This is a genomic window from Caballeronia pedi, from assembly GCF_001544915.2.
In the GTDB taxonomy this organism is placed as follows: domain Bacteria; phylum Pseudomonadota; class Gammaproteobacteria; order Burkholderiales; family Burkholderiaceae; genus Caballeronia; species Caballeronia pedi.
Map to the genome: position 1 here is coordinate 21,095 of NZ_FCOE02000056.1, position 19,495 is coordinate 40,589.

The 19,495-nt window shown below is 61.3% G+C and carries 19 protein-coding genes; 9 read left to right on the forward strand and 10 right to left on the reverse strand.

The annotated features are described in order from the left end of the window. Positions 1–20: 20 nt before the first annotated feature. Positions 21–1,313 (forward strand): CaiB/BaiF CoA transferase family protein, encoded by a 1,293-nt coding sequence (locus AWB80_RS39075; protein WP_061179969.1) that lies wholly within the window; start codon positions 21–23, stop codon positions 1,311–1,313. Here AWB80_RS39075 and AWB80_RS39080 read toward each other — a convergent pair. Genes AWB80_RS39080 through AWB80_RS39105 form a run of 6 tightly spaced genes read right to left on the reverse strand, consistent with a single transcriptional unit; the run spans position 1,256 to position 6,781 of the window. Further along, positions 1,256–2,206, reverse strand: a complete 951-nt coding sequence (locus AWB80_RS39080) for an electron transfer flavoprotein subunit alpha/FixB family protein (protein WP_061179970.1) — start codon at positions 2,204–2,206, stop codon at positions 1,256–1,258. The two genes, AWB80_RS39075 and AWB80_RS39080, sit on opposite strands and share 58 nt — an antisense overlap. A gap of 13 nt (positions 2,207–2,219) precedes the next feature. Next, positions 2,220–2,969, reverse strand: a complete 750-nt coding sequence (locus AWB80_RS39085) for an electron transfer flavoprotein subunit beta/FixA family protein (RefSeq protein ID WP_061179971.1) — start codon at positions 2,967–2,969, stop codon at positions 2,220–2,222. A gap of 36 nt (positions 2,970–3,005) precedes the next feature. After that, on the reverse strand, positions 3,006–3,941 hold the full coding sequence (locus AWB80_RS39090; protein ID WP_167390503.1) for an HpcH/HpaI aldolase/citrate lyase family protein: 936 nt from the start codon (positions 3,939–3,941) through the stop codon (positions 3,006–3,008). Beyond that, positions 3,942–5,129 carry a CaiB/BaiF CoA transferase family protein gene (locus tag AWB80_RS39095; RefSeq protein WP_061179972.1) on the reverse strand — a complete coding sequence of 396 codons (1,188 nt, stop codon included), beginning with the start codon at positions 5,127–5,129 and terminating at the stop codon, positions 3,942–3,944. Next, entirely contained in the window at positions 5,126–5,590 is a 465-nt protein-coding gene (locus tag AWB80_RS39100; protein ID WP_061179973.1) for a MaoC family dehydratase, read from the reverse strand. The genes AWB80_RS39095 and AWB80_RS39100 overlap by 4 nt, the downstream gene beginning before the upstream one ends. A 21-nt stretch (positions 5,591–5,611) precedes the next feature. Continuing rightward, a complete protein-coding gene (locus AWB80_RS39105) occupies positions 5,612–6,781 on the reverse strand; it encodes an acyl-CoA dehydrogenase family protein (RefSeq protein WP_061179974.1) in 1,170 nt (389 codons plus the stop codon). Positions 6,782–6,996: 215 nt separating this feature from the next. Between AWB80_RS39105 and AWB80_RS39110 the strand changes: the two genes are divergently transcribed. The 6 genes from AWB80_RS39110 to AWB80_RS39135 are packed head-to-tail and all read left to right on the forward strand — an operon-like array spanning position 6,997 to position 12,356. After that, on the forward strand, positions 6,997–8,001 hold the full coding sequence (locus AWB80_RS39110; RefSeq protein WP_061179975.1) for an NADP-dependent oxidoreductase: 1,005 nt from the start codon (positions 6,997–6,999) through the stop codon (positions 7,999–8,001). A 51-nt stretch (positions 8,002–8,052) separates the two neighbouring features. Then, positions 8,053–8,919: an MBL fold metallo-hydrolase gene (locus tag AWB80_RS39115; RefSeq protein WP_061179976.1), complete on the forward strand. Its 867-nt coding sequence runs from the start codon at positions 8,053–8,055 to the stop codon at positions 8,917–8,919. Next, the gene (locus tag AWB80_RS39120; protein ID WP_208635754.1) at positions 8,867–9,994 is read left to right on the forward strand and encodes an alcohol dehydrogenase; all 1,128 of its coding nucleotides are present in this window, start codon (positions 8,867–8,869) and stop codon (positions 9,992–9,994) included. Before AWB80_RS39115 ends, AWB80_RS39120 begins: the two co-directional genes overlap by 53 nt. 18 nt (positions 9,995–10,012) lie before the next feature. Continuing rightward, the gene (locus AWB80_RS39125; protein ID WP_208635755.1) at positions 10,013–10,543 is read left to right on the forward strand and encodes a carboxymuconolactone decarboxylase family protein; all 531 of its coding nucleotides are present in this window, start codon (positions 10,013–10,015) and stop codon (positions 10,541–10,543) included. A 44-nt stretch (positions 10,544–10,587) separates the two neighbouring features. Next, positions 10,588–12,027: an NAD-dependent succinate-semialdehyde dehydrogenase gene (locus AWB80_RS39130; protein WP_061179978.1), complete on the forward strand. Its 1,440-nt coding sequence runs from the start codon at positions 10,588–10,590 to the stop codon at positions 12,025–12,027. A gap of 47 nt (positions 12,028–12,074) precedes the next feature. Then, entirely contained in the window at positions 12,075–12,356 is a 282-nt protein-coding gene (locus AWB80_RS39135; RefSeq protein WP_244206994.1) for a hypothetical protein, read from the forward strand. A 68-nt stretch (positions 12,357–12,424) separates the two neighbouring features. On the opposite strand, the gene AWB80_RS39140 is transcribed toward AWB80_RS39135, so the two are convergent. From AWB80_RS39140 to AWB80_RS39150, 3 genes are all read right to left on the reverse strand, one after another. Further along, the gene (locus tag AWB80_RS39140; RefSeq protein WP_087131962.1) at positions 12,425–13,297 is read right to left on the reverse strand and encodes a FadR/GntR family transcriptional regulator; all 873 of its coding nucleotides are present in this window, start codon (positions 13,295–13,297) and stop codon (positions 12,425–12,427) included. Positions 13,298–13,413: 116 nt separating this feature from the next. Further along, positions 13,414–14,241: an SDR family oxidoreductase gene (locus AWB80_RS39145; protein ID WP_061179980.1), complete on the reverse strand. Its 828-nt coding sequence runs from the start codon at positions 14,239–14,241 to the stop codon at positions 13,414–13,416. Positions 14,242–14,275: 34 nt separating this feature from the next. Continuing rightward, complete coding sequence (locus tag AWB80_RS39150; protein WP_061179981.1) at positions 14,276–15,259, reverse strand: aldo/keto reductase; 984 nt, start codon at positions 15,257–15,259, stop codon at positions 14,276–14,278. Between the two features lie 129 nt (positions 15,260–15,388). On the opposite strand from AWB80_RS39150, the gene AWB80_RS39155 reads away from it, so the two are divergent. Then, positions 15,389–16,291: a LysR family transcriptional regulator gene (locus AWB80_RS39155; protein ID WP_061179982.1), complete on the forward strand. Its 903-nt coding sequence runs from the start codon at positions 15,389–15,391 to the stop codon at positions 16,289–16,291. A gap of 9 nt (positions 16,292–16,300) precedes the next feature. Here the strand turns inward: AWB80_RS39155 and AWB80_RS39160 are convergent, their stop codons facing one another. Next, positions 16,301–17,428, reverse strand: coding sequence for an aminotransferase class V-fold PLP-dependent enzyme (locus AWB80_RS39160; RefSeq protein ID WP_061179983.1), 1,128 nt, complete (start codon positions 17,426–17,428; stop codon positions 16,301–16,303). A 372-nt stretch (positions 17,429–17,800) separates the two neighbouring features. On the opposite strand from AWB80_RS39160, the gene AWB80_RS39165 reads away from it, so the two are divergent. Continuing rightward, positions 17,801–19,381, forward strand: coding sequence for an isocitrate lyase (locus tag AWB80_RS39165; RefSeq protein ID WP_061179984.1), 1,581 nt, complete (start codon positions 17,801–17,803; stop codon positions 19,379–19,381). Positions 19,382–19,495: the final 114 nt, after the last annotated feature.

Genomic DNA, 19,495 nt, shown 5'->3' on the forward strand with positions numbered 1-19,495 from the left:
TTCCACGTGACGAGAAAAGCATGGAGACGACTGCCGGAGCAATGTCGGGGGTGAGGGTAGTAGACCTCACATCGGTGTTCATGGGGCCATGGGCCACACAGATGCTCGGAGACCTCGGGGCGGATGTCATCAAGGTCGAGCCGCCCGAGGGCGATTGCACACGCAGCATTGGTCCATGCGGAGAGGAAAAGCTTGGGCCGCTGTTCCTCGGGCTGAACCGAAACAAGCGCAGCATCGTGCTGGACCTGAAGTCCTCGATCGGCCGCGAGGCGTTGCTCCGGCTCGTGAAGGATGCCGATGTGCTTGCCTACAATATTCGTCCCCAGTCCATGCGACGACTCGGCCTGGACTATGAAACGCTTGCCAGAATCAATCCGCGACTGGTCTATGTCGGCATGTTCGGATTTTCCCAGCGCGGACGTTACGCGCCTCAGGGCGCTTACGACGACCTGATCCAGGCTGCCACTGCTGTACCTATGGTCGTCGCGATGGCAGGTAACGGCGCCCCGCGCTATGTGCCTCTCACCATCGCGGATCGTTCGGTCGGAACGTACGCTTTCGGCGTGATCTGCGCCGCACTCTATGCACGGGAACGTTCGGGACTGGGACAACGCGTCGACGTGCCGATGTTCGAGACGATGGTGTCTCATGTTCTCGGAGACCATCTCTATGGCGAGACCTTCGTTCCGGCCAAAGGAGGCTTCGGATACCCACGGCTTCTTTCGGCGCAACGTCGTCCTTATCGGACCAAAGACGGCTACGCGTGTTGCGTGATATACACCGACAATCAGTGGCGCGGCTTCCTGAAGGCGATTGGCAAGCCGGGTCTTTATCAGTCGGATCCACGCCTGATGAGCATCACGACGCGCACTGCACATGTGAGCGAACTCTACGGCATGGTCAGCGACGAAATGGCGCTGCGCACGACCGAGGAGTGGCGCGTCTTGCTGAGTGGAGCCGACATCCCGTTCTTCAAAATGCATACCCTCGAGTCATTGCTCGAGGACCCGCATTTGAAGGATTTTGGGTTCTTCAGCGAGACCGACCATCCGGCAGTCGGGCGGATACGGGAGATGGCCGTCCCCAGCGAATGGCGGGACGACACCCGGCGGAAGCATCGTCATGCTCCTCTCCTGGGCGAGAACAGCCGGGAAATACTTCGCGAGGCGGGCTATGACGAAGCTGGCGTCGATGCGCTCATGTCTTCAGGCGCATCACTCGACGCCAGTTTCGCAAGCACATGCCATAGCGCTTTTTACAGCGCGTCGACAAAGGCAGGAACCGCCTCGAACAAGTCGCCGATCAAGCCATAGTCCGCGATACCGAATATAGGCGCTTCCGGATCCTTGTTGATGGCTACGATGACCTTCGAGTCCTTCATGCCCGCCAAATGCTGGATGGCGCCCGAGATGCCCACAGCCACATACAAGTGCGGCGCGACGATCTTGCCAGTCTGGCCCACCTGATAGTCGTTCGGCACGAAGCCTGCATCCACGGCGGCACGTGATGCACCGAGCGCCGCGCCGAGTTGATCCGCCAGTGGCTCGAGAACTCGGGTGTAGTTCTCGCCGCTGCCCAGACCACGGCCGCCCGAGACGATGATGTGCGCCGCTGTCAGCTCCGGACGTTCGAGCTTCGTGATTTCGCGACTGTCGAAGTGCGACAGGCCGCTGTCAACCACCACCGCGACATGCTCGACCGGCGCGCAGCCGCCTTCTGCCGCAGTGGCAGCGAAGGCGGTGGTGCGTACGGTGATCACCTTGATCGGATCGATCGACTGGACGGTCGCGATCGCGTTGCCGGCGTAGATCGGTCGCTCGAACGTATCGGCGCTCACCACTGCGACGATGTCGCTGATCTGTGCAACGTCGAGCCTGGCCGCAATACGCGGCGCGATGTTTTTGCCATAGGCGGTCGCGGGAACGAGGATATGGGAGTATTCCCGTGCGATGGTCAGGGCCGTCGCTTCGATGTTTTCCGCGAGACCTGCTTCCAGATGCGGCGCGTCGCCAAGAAGCACCTTCGATACTCCCGCGATCTTCGCTGCCGCAGCCGCGGCAGCCTCGGCCTCATATCCGGCGATCAGCACATGAATCTGATTGTCGGTGAGCGTGGCGAGCAGGGCTGCGGCGGTCAGCGTGTTGAGAGTCGCTTGCTTCAGCGATGCACCCTCTCCCGAGAGTTCTGCAATTACCAGAATCGTCATTTCGAGCGTTTCCTCAGAGAACCTTTGCTTCGTTTTTGAGTTTGTCGACCAGCGACTTCACGTCCGGCACGATCACGCCGCCGGAGCGTTTCGCCGGCTCGGCGACCTTCAGCGTTTTCAGACGCGGTGACACATCCACGCCGAGTTCGACAGGATCGGTCGTCGCCAGAGGCTTTTTCTTCGCCTTCATGATGTTGGGAAGCGTGACGTAGCGTGGCTCGTTCAGGCGCAGGTCGGTCGTGATCACGGCGGGCAGCTTCAGCGACAGCGTTTCCGCGCCGCCATCGATCTCGCGTGACACGATCGCTTTGCCATCGGCGATAAGGAGCTTCGATGCAAAGGTGCCTTGCGGAAGACCTGATAACGCGGCGACCATCTGACCGGTCTGATTCGAATCATCATCGATGGCCTGTTTGCCGAGGATCAGCAACTGAGGCTGCTCTTTGTCCATCAGCGCCTTGAGCAGCTTCGCCACGGCCAGGGGCTGAAGTTCTTCGTTCGATTCGATGAGGATCGCGCGGTCCGCGCCGATTGCCAGCGCAGTGCGCAGGGTCTCATGGCACTGCGCGCTGCCCGCCGACACGGCGATGACTTCCGTCGCCACGCCCGCTTCTTTCAGACGGACTCCTTCTTCGACCGCAATCTCATCGAATGGATTCATCGACATCTTGACGTTCGAGAGATCGACACCCGTACCGTCCGATTTAACACGGACCTTCACGTTGTAGTCGACCACACGTTTGACCGGTACCATGACTTTCATATGGATTCCTTCGTACACTGTGCGTTTCAAGCGGAGTTAGCTGGATGCCTGTCGCTGATACTTCTCATGGAGATCGAGAAGATTTCGGGCACGCTTCAGGTGCGGAATATCGAACATCTTCCCGTCTATTCCTACGGTCCCGACTCCACGTTCGTCTGCAAAAGCAGCAACGATCTTTCGTGCCAGCGCAACGTCGTCCGAAGAGGGTGCAAACGCTTCGTTGATCGTCGCAACCTGATCGGGATGAATGGCGACGCGACCCGTGAACCCCTCCTGCGCAGCCGTCCGACACGATGCCCGGAGTCCATCGAGATCGCGGTAGTCGACGTAGACCGTTTCGATGGCCTGCACACCCGCCGATTTGGCGGCAAGCAGTACCGCCGACCGAACCCAACGATAGGTCAGGGTCCAGCGGCCGTGTTCGTCGACGTTGGTGGATGCGCCAATCGCGGCGCTCAGATCTTCCGCACCCCAGTTGAGTCCGACGAGACGCGCGAGCCGTGCCGAAGAAAACTCGCCGAGCCGAAGCGGCGCCGAAGGCGTTTCCGTCGCGACGGGCGCGATCTTGACGTGACCATGCGGAACGTTCTCGCGCGCCTCGAGTGCATCGAGGTAATGACTCAGGCGCAGGACGTCTTCCGGTCCGTCTATCTTCGGCAGCATGATCCCGTCCGGCGCGCCGCCGATGATCGCGGCAAGGTCGGCGAGGGCGGTGTCGTCGAGCGGGTTGACGCGCACCCATAACTGGTACGTGCGCTGCGCTGGTGGCCGGGCGTCGAGGAACGCGCGAATCTTCTGGCGCGCCTTGCCACGGTTGGCCGCGGCCACGGAATCTTCTAGGTCGAGCACCACGGCATCGGCCCCGGAGCCATCTGCTCTGGCGAGTTTCCTGTCACTGTCGCCTGGCACGAAGAGCCAAGATCGTAGATACATGAGTTGAACTCCCTCGAAAGCGTTGATGAGTTTCGACATTCACGAAATGACCTTGCTGGCTCTCAGACTGTCGATATCCGCGCGCGAGAAGCCGATCTCGTGAAGGACGGCCTCGGTATGTTCGCCGTGGACGGGAGGGGGCGAACCCGCCCGTCGGGGCTCGCCGCCGAGCGTGAATGGCTGGCCAACGGACTGGATCGGACCGCCATGAGGATGCACGTAGTCGACGATGGCGTCGCTGGATTGCGTGTGCGGGTGCTGCAGCATTTGCGACAGCGTGTTGATCGGCGCGCACGGCACACCGACTTCCGTCAACTTGTCGTTCCAGTAAGCCACCGGATTCTTCGCGAGTGCCGTCTGCACCACACCGAGCGTTTGCCCGCGGTTCAGCACGCGGTCGCTGTTGGTGCGAAACCTTGGATCGTCCGCGATGGATTGCAATCCGGCGACAGCACATAGCTTGCGCCACTGACTGTCGTTGGCGACGCCCAGCATGAGAGGTCCATCGGCGGCTTCGAATGCCTGGTAAGGGCACAGCGATTCGTGACTCGAACCGCATTTCGGAGGCTGAGTGCCGCGTTCCCAGTAACTTTGCAGGTTATAGCGAAGCAGCCCGAGCGCCGTTTCGAACAGCGACACCATCACGGTCGTTCCGGTTCCGGTCTTGTCGCGTTCGAGCAGCGCGGCCAGAATGCCCGTCAGCGCGTGAGTGCCGGTCATCTGGTCGATCGGAGAAATAGGGCTGCGGACGTAGCCGCTGCCTTCATCGCCGGTCAGGGACATCATGCCGCTGAAGGCCTGAAGAATCACGTCGTAACCGGGCGAGCGGGCAAGCGGACCTTCGCGGCCGAAGCCGGAAATGCTGCAGTGGATCAACCGTTTGTTGAGCGGTTGCAGCGTGGCCGCATCGATGCCGAGCCGCTCGGCGACGCCAGTGCCGAAACTCTCGATGGCAACATCAGCCTGCGCGGCCAACTGGTGCGCCACGGCGCGGCCTTCCGCCGTCTTCAGGTCCAGGGCAATGCTTCGCTTGTTGCGGTTCACGCTGAGGAACACCGCGCCCAGCCCTTCGCTTCGAAACGGTGGCCAGCCCCGGGTTTCGTCGCCGAGTCCCAACGGCTCGACCTTGATCACCTCGGCGCCCAGATCGCCGAGCGCCTGCGTGCACAAAGGGCCGGCCAGGACTTTGGAGAAATCGAGGACCTTGATACCGTCAAGAGGTTTCATCGCGTGACCTTTTCCTTTTTCTTCATCAACGCAGCACGCGTGCAGGTCGCCACCAGTTCGTTGCGTTGGTTGAAGGCCTCATGAACGAAGGTCACGATGCCCGTTGCGGGACGCGATTTGCTCTCGCGCATGTCCAAGACTGTCGAACGGGCGTGCACCGTATCGCCATGGAAGAGTGGTTGCGGAAAGCGGACTTCGTTCCAGCCAAGATTCGCCACAGTGGTGCCCAGTGTCGTGTCCTGCACGGAAAGCCCGACCATGAGACCGAGCGTGAATGCGCTGTTGACGATCCGTTGACCAAACTCGGTCTCGGCCCGGCAATACTCCTCGTCCAGATGAAGGGCTGCGGGGTTATGGGTGAGCGCCGAGAAGAGGACGTTGTCCATCTCGGTCACAGTGCGGCGGACGGCGTGGTCGAACACTTGTCCGATGGCGAACTCTTCGTAGTACAGGCCGGGCATGCTCTTTCTCGCAACGAATGGTCAATAGGATTTGGGAAGATCAAGGACCTTCTCGCCGATGAAGCAGAGGATCATCTGGTCGGTGATCGGACCGATCCTGGTCACGAGCACCTCGCGCAATAATCGTTCGACGTGGTATTCCTTCGCGTATCCCATGCCACCGTGAGTCAGGACCGCCGTCTGACACGCCTGGTAACCGACCCGCGAGCCGAGCAGCTTCGCGCCATTGGCCTCGGCGCCACATGGGCGGCCGGCATCGTAGAGATCCGCCGCTCGCTCCGCCATCAGAAGGGCGGATTCGAGGTTCAGCCACGCTTCCGCCAAGGGGTGCTGGATGCCCTGGTTCTGCCCGATCGGCCGGCCGAAAACCACCCGCTCCCTCGCGTAGCGCGCGGCACGCTGCAGCGCGTCCTGTCCGATCCCGATTGCCTCGACCGCAATGAGAATGCGTTCGGGATTGAGTCCGTCGAGCAGATAGTGGAAGCCGCGCCCTTCTTCGCCAATGCGATCCGACTCGGGAATGAACAGGTCGTCGATGAAAACGGCGTTGGAATCGACCGCGGCGCGTCCGTGTTTCGGGATTCGCTGCACCTCGATTTTCGTGCGGTCGAGATCCGTGTAGAACAGCGTCATGCCGTCGGTCGCCTTGCCTTTGCCCTTCTCGTGCTTCGGTGCGGTGCGGGCCAGAAGGAGGATCTTGTGCGCCACCTGGGCGGTGGAAATCCACATCTTGCGTCCCGAGACGATGTAGCCACCGTCGACCTTCCTTGCGAAGGTCTTGATGCTGGTGGTATCGAGGCCGGCATCCGGTTCGGTGACGCCGAAGCAGACCTGGTCCTGCCCCGCCACGAGGCGCGGTATCCAGCGATCCTTTTGCTCCGCAGTGCCGTGAACCAGCATCGGATGAGGACCGAACATGTTCATGTGGATCGAGGAAGTCGCCGCCATCCCGCCGCCGTGCAATGCAACGGTGTGCATGACGAGGGCAGCCTCCTTGATGCCGAGTCCGGCGCCGCCGTATTCCTCGGGCATCGTGACGCCCAGCCATCCGGCATCGGCCATTGCACGATGAAATTCTCGCGGGAACCGCTCGTCCCTTTCGCACGTCGCCCAGTATTCGTCATCGAACTTCCGACAGACGGCAGACACGCCGTCGACGATCGCCGACTGCTCACCGATGAGATTGAACATTTGTTCCTCTGCTGAGTTGAAGGTCAAGGCTGCAGCAAGACCATCGCAGCCATTTGTTTCAATGGTTAACCAAAACGATATCGGGCGTCAAGGTGCGTATTGATCGATATTTGTAGGGGATTTCACTGAACAGGAAGATATATATTCAATGGTTGACAATTAAACGGGTTGCGCTATTCTTGTCGGCAACTGTCGCAACAAAGGAGGGTGCGCGAATGAGAAATCGTCAATGGGTACTGGCCTCGCATGCTCAGGGGACGCTGAACGAGTCGCTCTGGAGTCTTGCCGAAGCCGACGTCTTGCGACCCGCCAGCGGGCAGATTCTTGTGAAGACGTTGTGGCTTTCGGTGGACCCCTATATGCGTGGCCGGTTGAATGCCGGCGCCGGCATGCAGCTCGGCAGCCTGATGCAGGGAGGCGGTGTCGGCGAAGTCGTGGAATCGAATCATCCCGGCTGGAAGATCGGCGATATTGCCGAGGGTCCGGACGTCGGATGGCAGGACTACGCGGTCCTTACCCCCGATCTCCCCGGCGCGTCGAAGGTGAACAAGGTCGACACCCGTTCTGCGCCGCCTCAGGCGGCACTTTCATGGCTTGGAATGCCCGGCTTGACTGCCTACTTCGCCATGCTCGACGTCGGTCGTCCGAGACCCGGTGACACGGTCGTCGTGTCGGCCGCGGCGGGCGCGGTCGGACAGATCGCCGGTCAGCTCGCACGGCTGGCCGGCTGCCGTGTAGTCGGTATCGCCGGTTCGGACCGGAAGCTGGACTGGTGCAAGACGATTGGTTTCGACGAGACGATCAACTACAAGGCGATGCCCGATCTCGCGGCAGAAGTCGGCCGGTGCTGCCCGGGCGGCGTGAACGTGTTCTTCGATGGCACAGGCGGTCCGATTCACGACGCGGTCATGAAGAATCTGGCCACAGGGGCGCGGGTTGCGATTGTGGGTCGCGTTGCCGTCGCGAACAATCCAGCAGGCGAGGACGTCGGATTGCGTGCGAGCTCGAGGTTGATTGCGACGCGCGCCGTGGTGCAGGGGTTCGTCGTCTACGACTGGTGGAACCGTCGGGATGAAGCATTGCAGCGGCTGGCGGCCTGGCACGCGTCGGGCGAACTCAAGTTCCGTGAAGACGTCATGAACGGACTCGAAAACGTGCCGCGCGCCTTCATGCGGATGATGGGAGGTGAGAATTTCGGCAAGCAACTCGTCCAGTTGTGACTTTCGCGTGAGATCGTTTTCTCATCGGTAAGGTAGTATTTCGGATTCCATATGAGCTTGAAATTTCAGGTTGGTGATCTGACCGTGCACCGGATCGTGGAACTCGATGCGCCGTTCCTGCCCGCACTCGAAATGCTGCCCGGGCTGACACCTGAACGACTCGACGAGAACCGAAGCTGGCTTCAGCCTCATTCGCTGGATGCAAACGACACGTTCATTCTGTGCTACCAGTCGTACGTGATTCAGACGCCCCATCACACGATTCTCGTGGACAGTTGCCTGGGTAACGACAAGCCCCGTCCGCGGCCGGAGTGGGACATGAAATCCGATGATCGCTATCTGCGCGCGTTGTCGGACGCCGGTTTTTCGGTCGATGACATCGACTTCGTCATGTGCACGCATCTGCATGGCGACCATGTCGGCTGGAATACGAGGCTCGCCGGAGGCGCATGGATCCCCACTTTTCCCAACGCACGCTACGTATTTGGCGAGACGGAGCATGCGACGGCCGCGGCGGCGCATCACGTCGCGCAAAACGCGGCGTACGCGGACAGCGTGCTTCCAGTCATCCTGGCGGGACGTGCGGAAATCGTGAAAGACGATCATCAGATTGGCGATCATTTGCGGATCCTGCCGACTCCCGGGCACACCGAAGGACACCTGTCGTTTTGCTTCGGCAGACAGGCGGACGACGTCGTCCTGACGGGTGATCTGATCCACGTGCCGCTTCAGACCCGCTATCCCGAGCTTTCGTTTGCGAGAGACAAGGACCCGGTTCAGGCGGCAGTCACGCGACGTGCGTTCCTCGAACGCTATTGCGATACACCCACGCTGTGTTGCACCGCCCATTTTCCGTCGCCGTCCGTTGGACGCGTCACGCGCTGGGGTGATGGATACCGGCTGCAAGACATCGATTAACAAAGTTCAAACGGAGGAAAACATGCGAGCGTACGCGGTCCAGTGTTTTTGTGAACCGGTCGTGCCAGTCGAGCGAGTCGATCACCGGCCTGCGGGCACGGAGGTCGTCGTCGAGGTCATGCGATGCGGCGTGTGCCACACCGATCTTCACCTGCAGGACGGCTACTACGACCTGGGCGGCGGAAAGCGGCTGAACCTGGTCGATCGCGGTATCAATCCACCTGTGATTCTCGGCCACGAGGTGCTGGGACGGCTCGTATCGAAGGGGCCCGACGCTCCGCTGGACGATGGCGCGATCGGCAAGGCTTTCCTGATCTACCCGTGGCTCGGTTGCGGTACTTGCGACATGTGTCTGCGCGGCGACGAAAACCTGTGCGGCAAGCCGCAATCGATCGGGGTGTTCCGTCCCGGAGGTTATGCCGAGCAGTGCGTGGTACCGCACCCGAAGTACCTGATCGACGTGTCGGGCATCGAGCCCACGCTCGCGGCCACTTATGCATGCTCGGGGCTCACGGCGTACAGCGCGCTGCGCAAGGTCGATATCGACAAGGAGCGCGATCTGCTGCTCCTGATGGGCCTTGGCGGCGTCGGCCTGAGCGGTCTGCAGATTGCCATGGGACTCGGCTTCCGACGCATCGCGGTTGCCGATATCGATCCCGCAAAACGCGAACTGGCGCTCGGCCACGGGGCGACCCTGGTGTTCGACCCGCGCGATGCCGATGCCTCGGCGCAGCTGGCGGCCGCTGGCGGTGTCGCGGCTGCGGTCGACTTCGTGGGTAACAAGGCGACGGCGGATTTCGCCGTGGCGTCGTTGAGAAAAGGCGGCATGTGCATTGTCGTCGGTCTGTTCGGTGGAGATATCACGATCTCGTTGCCGCCCCTCGTTCAGCGTGCGATCACGCTTCGAGGCTCATTCGTCGGCAGCCTCGACGAACTGAAGGAACTCATCGCGCTGGTCAAGTCGGGCAACATCCAGCCCCTGCCTGTCGAAGAGGTGCCATTCGACGCAGTGAACGACGCCCTTGCGCGCTTGCGGGCCGGCCACGTCAAAGGCCGCCTCGTGCTTGCAAGATAAACCGCAAAGGAGATTGTGATGACTGGATCCATTCGCGTGCCGCTGATCGAACCGGGTACCCGTCCCGAACTCGCGGAAGTCGAGGCGGCCATCCGCGCCGAGCGCGGGGGCGAGATCGCCGTGCTGTATCAAGCCCTGCTCAATAGCGCTCCCATCGCCTCGGGATGGGAGCGAATGCTGACGGCGGTGCGCAATCGCACTCAGATTCCGGCAGACCTGCGTGAGCTGATCATCCTGCGCGTGGCCGTGCTCAACCGCGCGTCGTTCGAGTTCGAAGCCCATGAACCCCATGCAAGAAAGGCGGGTTTGTCGTCGAACCAGATCGCCGCAGTGAAGACCTGGCCCGCCGAAGCCAATGGCTTCTCGGACGACGAATCGCTGGTGCTCGAACTCACGGACTGCATGACGCGTGACGTGGAAGTGCCGGACGCCGTGATGCAGCGCGTGTGCGCAAGGTTCGAACCGCACGGTGTCGTCGAAATCGTGGCCACGGTGGCCGCCTATAACATGGTGTCGCGATTTCTCGTGGCGCTGAACATCATCCACTAAGCGCTGCGATATCGATTGCAGGCAATATCACGGAGTCGCGTCGAATGGGCTATCCCGATACTCAACTCTTCATCAACGGCGAGTGGCAGCACGCTGCCGATGGCCGTTCCCTGCCGGTCCGAAACCCGGCCGACGGTCGCGAGATTGGTCGCGTCGCGCATGCCGGTCTCGCGGACCTGGATCGCGCACTCGAGTCGTCGCAGCGGGGTTTTGTCGCATGGCGCGAATTCACGCCGGCGCAACGCAGCAAGGTCATGCGCAAGGCTGCTGAACTCATGCGCGCACAGGCGGATTCGATCGCTACGCTGCTCACGCTCGAGCAGGGCAAACCGCTCAGTGAAGCGAAGGGTGAGACCCTGGCTGCCGCCGAGATCATCGAGTGGTTCGCCGAGGAAGGATTCCGGGTGTACGGCCGCATCGTTCCGCATCGGAGCAGTCTGTCGACGCGACAGATGGTGATCAAGGACCCGGTCGGCCCGGTTGCCGCCTTCACACCATGGAACTTCCCGATCAATCAGGTCGTGCGCAAGGTGGCCGCCGCGCTTGCCGCGGGATGCTCGATCATCGTGAAAGCGCCGGAAGAAACTCCCGCGAGCCCGGCGGCGCTGGTGAAGGCATTCCAGGAGGCTGGATTGCCCGAAGGCGTGCTGAATCTCGTGTACGGCGATCCTGCGGAGATCTCCGGTTATCTGATTGCGCATCCGGTCATCCGGAAGGTGACGTTCACCGGCTCGACACCGGTCGGCAAGCAGCTTGCCAGTCTGGCCGGCACGCACATGAAGCGCGTGTCCATGGAACTGGGTGGTCATGCGCCGGTCATCGTGTGCGAAGACGCCGACATCGACCTCGCGGTCAAGTGCGCGGGAGCGGCCAAATTCAGAAATGCCGGTCAGGTCTGCATCTCGCCTACACGGTTCCTGGTTCATGAAAGTATCAGACAGGACTTCGCTCACGCCGTTGCAGACTTCGCACGAGGTCTCAAGACCGGCGATGGACTGGCGGAAGGAACGCAGATGGGACCGCTTGCCAACTCGCGTCGACTGAGCGCCATGAGCGAACTGCATCACGACGCCGTGAACAAGGGCGCGAAGGTGCTTGCGGGGGGGCATCGCATCGGTGATGTCGGGAACTTCTGGGCCCCGACGGTGCTGGACGATGTGGCGCTCGACGCCAGGATTTTCAATGACGAGCCGTTTGGTCCCATGGCGGCCATTCGCGGTTTCGAACGACTGGAGGAGGCGATCGGCGAGGCGAACCGCCTGCCCTACGGTCTTGCCGGATATGCCTTCACAAGGTCGCTCGTCAACGCTGACATACTGAGTCGCCGTGTGGAGGTAGGCATGCTCTGGATGAACATGCCGGCCATGCCATCCGCCGAATTGCCGTTCGGGGGCGTCAGGGATTCGGGCTACGGATCGGAAGGGGGGCCAGAGGCTCTCGATTGCTACCTGAATGTCCGTGCTGTCGCGATCGCGCACGCTTGAGGAGCACCGCTCGCGCGGCGACTTCAGCAACTCTCAGGTGAGTGGAAATGGACACGATGCAACGTATGCGGTTCGAGGCCGCCGCAGCGGCGAACATCGAGGATGCGTCGGTGTGGCGCTGGTTTTCGGCGCTCCTAGAGGAGCGTCGGATCCGATGGCGCTTCTGTTTCAATCAATGGTGCGTGAACGTCGACAGAAGGCATGTCGCGACGGACATTAGTTTCGATCGCGCGATCCGTGCCGCGAAAGAACACGCCGAGAAACAGGGCCTCGGCTTGCTGCACGCGCAACCGAACAAGGCGGCATCAGCATGCCGTGCCAGCCAATGAGACACCGGCACTCCGCAGCGCCTTTCGGCGGACGCAAGAGGTCGAGCGAAGGGGAGAGCGAAGCCGGTTTAGTCGTCAGAGAGGGGAACGTGCGACGTATCCGATGCCGTGGCTCGCACGTGCGTCGCGCCAATGTGTTGCCGCATGCGCTTCTCCGCCAGATCAGGATTGCGCGCCTCGATGGCCGCGTTGATTTGTGAGTGGATGCGGATGACCTGGTTGCGCGTATCCATCGTGTCGTACTCTTCTGTCGTCGTGGATACGGCCACGCCGTACGAAATGGCATACAAGACCCCGGCGAGCAGTTCGTTGCCGCTGGCACGCGCGACGGCATTGTGCCACTTGATATTGGCCTGCGAGAACTGCTGGAAATTGTTGACCGAGGCGGTCAGTTCGTCGTGCAGCGCGGTCAGCGTCTGTACGTCTTCCTCGGTCCGGTGAACCGCCGCCAGCCGTGCCAGCGCAGGTTCGAGGGTCTCGCGCGTCTCGTGCAGGGTCCGCAGGGGAAGCTGCCGTCCGCGGACGAACTGAGAAATACTGTTGGCCATGGACTCGGTGCCAGGCAGCGTAACCACATTGCCGCCGAAGCGTCCTGGTCGCGTCTGTACAAGCCCTTCAACCGCCAGTACACGGAGTGCTTCGCGCACCGCGCCACGGCTCAGCCCTGTCTGCTCGACCAGCGCACGCTCGGGAGGCAGTGTTTCCCCTTCGGAGATTTCTCCCCGCAAGATGGCCTCGCGCAGTTGATCGGCAAGCAGGTCGTGGGGCTTCGGAGCCTGAATGCGATTGACGAGCACAGCGCTTGTTTTGCGCACGGGCGCCGCACTTTCCTTTTCCGGTGTTGCGAGCGACTTGCCGGGCTTTGCTTGCGTTTCTTTTTCCGAGACTTCGCGCCTCGCGCGTGCGGGCAAGGTTCCCTTGGAGGCGTTGGTTCGAGGCATATTCTGATGTCAGAGGTTCAAGGCATGACTGAGTCCAATACGAGTTTAAAATACCTCGAATCATGGTTAAATGTCAACCATTGAAACGAAGAGGGTCACGGGTAACGGTCAGCGGGTCACTGCGGCGCCAGTGTTCCAAACCAGTACGACGCCGTGACGCCGCCATCCATCAGGATATCGCTTCCGGTAATGAAACTGCCGTCACGGCCCATGAGCAATGCCGCGACGTTGGCGAGCTCATCGGGGGTACCGGCGCGTTTCGCCGGACAGCCGTCGATCATGCGCCGATACCCTTCGCCGCGCGGACCCGACAACTCGTCTTTCGCGAGCGGCGTCATGATGATGCCGGGGCTGATCGCGTTGACGCGTGCGCCGCGTTTCGCCCATCGAGTGGCCTCGAACATGACGCGCAGAGCGTTTCCGCGCTTCGAAAGCTGATAGGCGTGCACTGAGTCCTTCACCTGCGCGGGCTGAAGCAGCGGCAGTTTCAACAGGTTCTCGACAGGCGTGGTCGCCAGCGCATTGTTTTCATCGACCGAAAGCGGCGGCAGGCGATGACCGGATTGCGATGCAATCACGACCGCCGCGCCGCCTTCCTCGATGACCTCGCCGAACGCCTCGAGAACGAGGGCAGTGCCATAAAGATCGACCCTCAAGATCGTCTCGGGCGACGCCTGTGACGGAGACACACCGGCCGCATGGATCAAGCCGTCGACCGCGCCGATGGATGTCGCCAGCTCCACGAGCGCTTCGACGGAACGGCGCGACGAGACATCGACCGTCGCGATCGTCACTTCGAAGCCGGCTTCGCTCAGCGTCCTGGCGGCTGCTTCGGCGTGGTCGGGCTTCAGATCGGCGAGGAGAAGATGCTTGCCAGCACCGACTCTGCGAGCGATGGCTTGTCCGATCGATCCCGGACCGATTACAACGACGACGTTCTGCATGATGCGTTTCCTTGTGCTCACGGCGCTCGATGCCTCAACGATCCACACGGGCCTGCAACGACGCCGGATAACGCTCGCCGACCACCTCGATAGCGGCGAGTGCGGCGTTGATCGACGACAGTTCATCGGCCGTGAGTTCGATCGATGCCGCGCCGATGTTCTCCCGCAGCCGGTCCAGACGCGTCGTGCCGGGAATAGGCGCGATCCAGGGCTTCTGTGCCAGCAGCCATGCCAATGCAATGTGCGCGCGCGTCGCGCCCTTGTCTTGCGCGATGCCACCGAGCATCGCCACGAGCGCGGCATTCGCTTTGCGGTTCTGTTCGGAGAAGCGCGGCACGACGTTCCGGAAGTCACCCTTCGCAAACGAGGTTTTCTCGTCGATCGCGCCGGTCAGAAAGCCCTTTCCGAGCGGACTGAACGGCACGAAGCCGATGCCGAGTTCCTCGAGCACCGGCATGACCTTTTGCTCCGGTTCGCGCCACCACAACGAATACTCGCTCTGCAATGCGGCCACCGGTTGCACGGCATGTGCACGTCGAATGGTCGCAGCGCCCGCTTCGGACAGGCCGAAGTGAGCCACCTTGCCTTCGGCGATCAGATCGCGCACGGTGCCGGCGACTTCTTCGATAGGCACGTCGGGATCGACGCGATGCTGGTAGAAGAGATCGATGCGCTCGGTCTTCAGCCGCTTGAGCGAGGTCTCCGCCACTGCGCGAATGTTCTCGGGCCGGCTGTCCACGCCATGCGCAGGCACGCCGTCCCTGAAGCCGAATTTCGTCGCGATGATGACCTGGTCGCGGATCGGCGCGAGCGCTTCGCCGAGCAGTTCCTCGTTGGTCGCACGACCATACGCTTCGGCGGTGTCGAAAAAGGTAACGCCATGTTCGAAGGCCGCGCGGATCACGCCGATGCCGTGCGCCTTCTCGACGGGTGCGCCGTACGCGTAGCTCAGGCCCATGCACCCCAATCCGATCGCCGACACTTCGAGGCCCGACATTCCTAGTTTCACTTTTTTCATGCTTTCCCCGGTGATAAAGCTGGCACTTGGACAGATCAGCGCGATGCGCCGCGAACCGATAAGATAGGCTTCATCGTTTGGCTCAACAATCAGGTCGACGTTACACGACCTATTGAGGAAAATTCACATATGGCGCGAGCGGGCTTGGCTGAACTGTCGGCGTTCGTCGCGATTGCGCAGCAAGGCAGTTTCAGCGCGGCGGCGCGGGCGATCGGCGTCACGCCGTCGGCGCTCAGCCACACGATGCGTGCGCTCGAGGCACGGCTCAACGTGCGGCTTTTCAATCGCACGACGCGCTCGATCGCATTGACCGAAGCCGGCGAGCAGTTGCTGCGGCGCGCAGCGCCTGCCATCGAAGATCTGGAAGACGCCGTCAACGAAGTCACGTCGGCCCAGCATCGGCCGTCGGGCTCGATTCGCATCAGTTGCTCGGAGAACGCGGCGAAGCCGCTGGTGCAGCATGTGTTGCCGAAATTTCTTGGGCAGTATCCCGACATTCATGTTGAATTCGTCGTCGACACGCGGCTCGTCGATATCGTCGCCGGCGGATTCGATGCAGGCATCCGCGTGCTGGACGATGTGCCACGCGACATGATCGCCGTGCGCTTCGGCCCCGACATGCAATTCGCGGCGGTCGCGTCCCCCGAGTATTTGCAAAAAAACGGTGTGCCGAAGTCGCCCGATGATCTGCTCGCGCATCGTTGCATCCGCTTTCGCTTCGATAGCGGGGCGCTCTATCGATGGGAGCTGGAACATCGAGGCAAGCGCGTCACCATCGACGTGCAGGGACCGATGACCCTCGGCAATATGAACCTGATGGTCGAAGCGGCGCTGGCGGGGATCGGCATTGCGTGGGTTCCGGTGTCGCTGGTCGCCGGGCATTTGTCGGCCGCGCGGCTTGTGCACCTGCTGCCGCAATGGAGTCCGTCGTTTGCCGGCCTCTGCCTGTATTACCCGTCCAACCGTCATCCGCCGCCGGCGCTGCGGCTCTTTGCCGAGGCCGTGCGGGCATGGGGTCGCGACGCCGGATAGCGACGCGTCTTAACGAAGACTATCCAGCGCCCTGGCGAACCTCGCGACCGTACCTTCGACGTCATGCAGCTTATCCAGGCCGAATAAGCCGATGCGGAAGGTCTTGAAATCCGCGGGCTCGTCGCATTGAAGAGGAACGCCGGGCGCGATCTGCAGGCCTGCGTCGGCGAATTTCTTCCCGGAGCGTATGCCGTCGTCGTCCGTATAGCTCACCACGACGCCCGGAGCCTGAAAGCCTTCGGCCGCCACGCTCCTGAAGCCCGCGCCAGTCAGGAGTGCGCGAATGCGCTTGCCGAGTTCGAGCTGCTCGGCTCTCACTTTGTCGAAGCCGTACGATTCGGTTTCCTTCATCACGTCACGCAGCGTCGCGAGACTGTCCGTGGGCATCGTGGCGTGATACGCGACGCCGCCGTCTTCGTAGGTCTCCATGATCTGCAGCCATTTGCGAAGATCGCAAGCGAAACTGGTGCTGGTGGTCGAGTCGATCCTTTCGCGCGCGAGCGGGCTGAGCATGACCAGTCCGCAACAGGGCGGCGCGCTCCATCCCTTTTGCGGCGCGCTGATCAATACATCGATACCGCTGGCCTGCATATCGACCCAGATCGCACCGGAGGCGATGCAATCCAGTACGAACATGCCGCCGACCTCGTGAACGGCATCGGACACAGCGCGCAAATAGGTGTCGGGCAGCATCATTCCGGACGCGGTCTCGACATGCGGCGCGAAGACCAGGTCAGGTTTGTTCTCCTTGATCGCAGCCACCACTTCTTCGATCGGAGGCGGTGCATAGGCTGCCTGCCTCCCTGATTCGACCGGACGCGCCTTCAACACCGTCGATGCAGACGGAATGCCGCCCATGTCGAAAATCTGCGACCAGCGGAAACTGAACCAGCCATTACGGATGACCAGACACTTCTTGTTCGTCGCGAACTGCCGCGCAACGGCTTCCATGCCGAAAGTCCCGCTGCCCGGGACGACCACCGCCGACTTCGCGTTGTAGACCTGTTTCAGGGCGGCGGAAATATCGCGCAAGACGCCCTGAAAGAGCCGCGACATATGGTTGATCGATCGGTCGGTGTAGACGACCGAATATTCGAGGAGTCCCTCGCGGTCGACATCGGGAAGTAAGCCTGGCACGTTCGCCTCCGGTAATGAACGAATGGACGTCGGATCGCGCGTCGCAACCTCGTCACGTCGAAACAGACATCGTACGTCGCTCGGGCCATCCCTGCTGACCTGTCTTCAGCAACCGAAAGGACATTTCATATCGCGGGATTTGTCGTGGATTTTTGCGCCGCCAACTTTTTGCCGCTTGAAAACGTGTTTTGCATTGCAAAAATTAGCGTCTATCTCATTGAAAAATATACGTAAATTATGTCTTATGTCTTATATAAGACTTCACTCAGACGCGTCAAACGGCGGTAGTATTGAGTCATGCAGTTCGCTTCGCTAGACGCGGCGACACGCCAAACCATTCAGTTAAACCCGCTTTGTTCCCAGGAGAGTCACATGGCCCAATATCAAGACGACATCAAGGCAGTTGCTGGTTTGAAAGAGACTAACGGCAGCGCCTGGAATGCCATCAACCCCGAGTACGCCGCTCGCATGCGTGCCCAGAACAAGTTCAAGACGGGTTTGGACATCGCGAAGTACACCGCGAAGATCATGCGCGCCGACATGGCCGCGTACGATGCCGATCCGTCAAAGTACACGCAGTCGCTGGGTTGCTGGCACGGCTTCATCGGCCAGCAGAAGATGATCTCCATCAAGAAGCACTTCAACAGCACCGAGCGCCGTTACCTTTATCTGTCCGGCTGGATGGTGGCTGCACTGCGCTCCGAGTTCGGCCCGCTGCCGGACCAGTCGATGCACGAAAAGACCTCCGTCAGCGCGTTGATCCGCGAGCTGTACACGTTCCTGCGTCAGGCCGACGCCCGTGAACTGGGCGGCCTGTTCCGCCAGCTCGACGCTGCCGATGGCTCCGCCAAGGCCGCGATTCAGGAAAAGATCGACAACCACGTCACGCACGTCGTGCCGATCATCGCCGACATCGACGCGGGCTTCGGCAACGCGGAAGCAACGTACCTGCTGGCCAAGCAGTTCATCGAAGCGGGCGCATGCTGCATCCAGATCGAAAACCAGGTGTCCGACGAGAAGCAGTGCGGCCACCAGGATGGCAAGGTCACCGTGCCGCACGAAGACTTCCTCGCGAAGATCCGCGCCATTCGCTACGCGTTCCTGGAACTGGGCGTGGACGACGGCGTCATCGTCGCTCGCACCGACTCGCTGGGCGCGGGCCTGACCAAGCAGATCGCCGTGACCCACACGCCGGGCGACCTGGGCGACCAATACAACGCCTTCCTCGATTGCGAGGAATTGTCGGCCGACCAACTCGGCAATGGCGACGTCATCATCAAGCGTGACGGCAAGCTGCTGCGTCCCAAGCGCCTGCCGAGCAACCTGTTCCAGTTCCGCGCCGGCTCGGGCGAAGCGCGCTGCGTGCTGGATTGCGTCACCGCGCTGCAAAACGGCGCCGACCTGCTGTGGATCGAAACCGAAAAGCCGCATATCGCGCAGATCAACGGCATGGTGAGCGAGATTCGCAAGGTCATCCCGAACGCGAAGCTGGTGTACAACAACAGCCCGTCGTTCAACTGGACGCTGAATTTCCGTCAGCAGGCGTACGACGCGATGAAGGCCGCGGGCAAGGATGTGTCGGCATTCGACCGCGCCCAGTTGATGAGCGTGGAATACGATCAGACCGAACTGGCGCAGCTCGCCGACGAAAAGATCCGTACCTTCCAGGCCGACGCGTCGCGCGAAGCAGGCATCTTCCACCACCTGATCACGCTGCCGACGTACCACACCGCCGCATTGTCGACCGACAATCTGGCCAAGGAATACTTCGGTGACCAGGGCATGCTGGGCTATGTGGCTGGCGTGCAGCGCAAGGAAATCCGTCAGGGCATCGCCTGCGTCAAGCATCAGAACATGTCCGGCTCGGATATCGGCGATGACCACAAGGAGTATTTCAGCGGCGAAGCGGCGCTGAAGGCGGCGGGTAAGGACAACACGATGAACCAGTTCTGATACAAGAAGCGATATCTTTAGCAAGACGCCAGCCCATGTGAACTGCACCCCAAAAGTTGGACACAGATCCAACCTTTGGGGTGTTTTTCATGGCGAAGTACAGCGAGGGATTCA

What these genes read in the sequence shown, in the direction of transcription:
- AWB80_RS39075 (WP_061179969.1), top strand. Translation starts at nt 21, where the DNA reads ATGGAGACGACTGCCGGAGCAATGTCGGGGGTGAGGGTAGTAGACCTC.
- AWB80_RS39080 (WP_061179970.1), bottom strand. Translation starts at nt 2,206, where the DNA reads ATGACGATTCTGGTAATTGCAGAACTCTCGGGAGAGGGTGCATCGCTG.
- AWB80_RS39085 (WP_061179971.1), bottom strand. Translation starts at nt 2,969, where the DNA reads ATGAAAGTCATGGTACCGGTCAAACGTGTGGTCGACTACAACGTGAAG.
- AWB80_RS39090 (WP_167390503.1), bottom strand. Translation starts at nt 3,941, where the DNA reads ATGTCGAAACTCATCAACGCTTTCGAGGGAGTTCAACTCATGTATCTA.
- AWB80_RS39095 (WP_061179972.1), bottom strand. Translation starts at nt 5,129, where the DNA reads ATGAAACCTCTTGACGGTATCAAGGTCCTCGATTTCTCCAAAGTCCTG.
- AWB80_RS39100 (WP_061179973.1), bottom strand. Translation starts at nt 5,590, where the DNA reads ATGCCCGGCCTGTACTACGAAGAGTTCGCCATCGGACAAGTGTTCGAC.
- AWB80_RS39105 (WP_061179974.1), bottom strand. Translation starts at nt 6,781, where the DNA reads ATGTTCAATCTCATCGGTGAGCAGTCGGCGATCGTCGACGGCGTGTCT.
- AWB80_RS39110 (WP_061179975.1), top strand. Translation starts at nt 6,997, where the DNA reads ATGAGAAATCGTCAATGGGTACTGGCCTCGCATGCTCAGGGGACGCTG.
- AWB80_RS39115 (WP_061179976.1), top strand. Translation starts at nt 8,053, where the DNA reads ATGAGCTTGAAATTTCAGGTTGGTGATCTGACCGTGCACCGGATCGTG.
- AWB80_RS39125 (WP_208635755.1), top strand. Translation starts at nt 10,013, where the DNA reads ATGACTGGATCCATTCGCGTGCCGCTGATCGAACCGGGTACCCGTCCC.
- AWB80_RS39130 (WP_061179978.1), top strand. Translation starts at nt 10,588, where the DNA reads ATGGGCTATCCCGATACTCAACTCTTCATCAACGGCGAGTGGCAGCAC.
- AWB80_RS39135 (WP_244206994.1), top strand. Translation starts at nt 12,075, where the DNA reads ATGGACACGATGCAACGTATGCGGTTCGAGGCCGCCGCAGCGGCGAAC.
- AWB80_RS39140 (WP_087131962.1), bottom strand. Translation starts at nt 13,297, where the DNA reads ATGCCTCGAACCAACGCCTCCAAGGGAACCTTGCCCGCACGCGCGAGG.
- AWB80_RS39145 (WP_061179980.1), bottom strand. Translation starts at nt 14,241, where the DNA reads ATGCAGAACGTCGTCGTTGTAATCGGTCCGGGATCGATCGGACAAGCC.
- AWB80_RS39150 (WP_061179981.1), bottom strand. Translation starts at nt 15,259, where the DNA reads ATGAAAAAAGTGAAACTAGGAATGTCGGGCCTCGAAGTGTCGGCGATC.
- AWB80_RS39155 (WP_061179982.1), top strand. Translation starts at nt 15,389, where the DNA reads ATGGCGCGAGCGGGCTTGGCTGAACTGTCGGCGTTCGTCGCGATTGCG.
- AWB80_RS39165 (WP_061179984.1), top strand. Translation starts at nt 17,801, where the DNA reads ATGGCCCAATATCAAGACGACATCAAGGCAGTTGCTGGTTTGAAAGAG.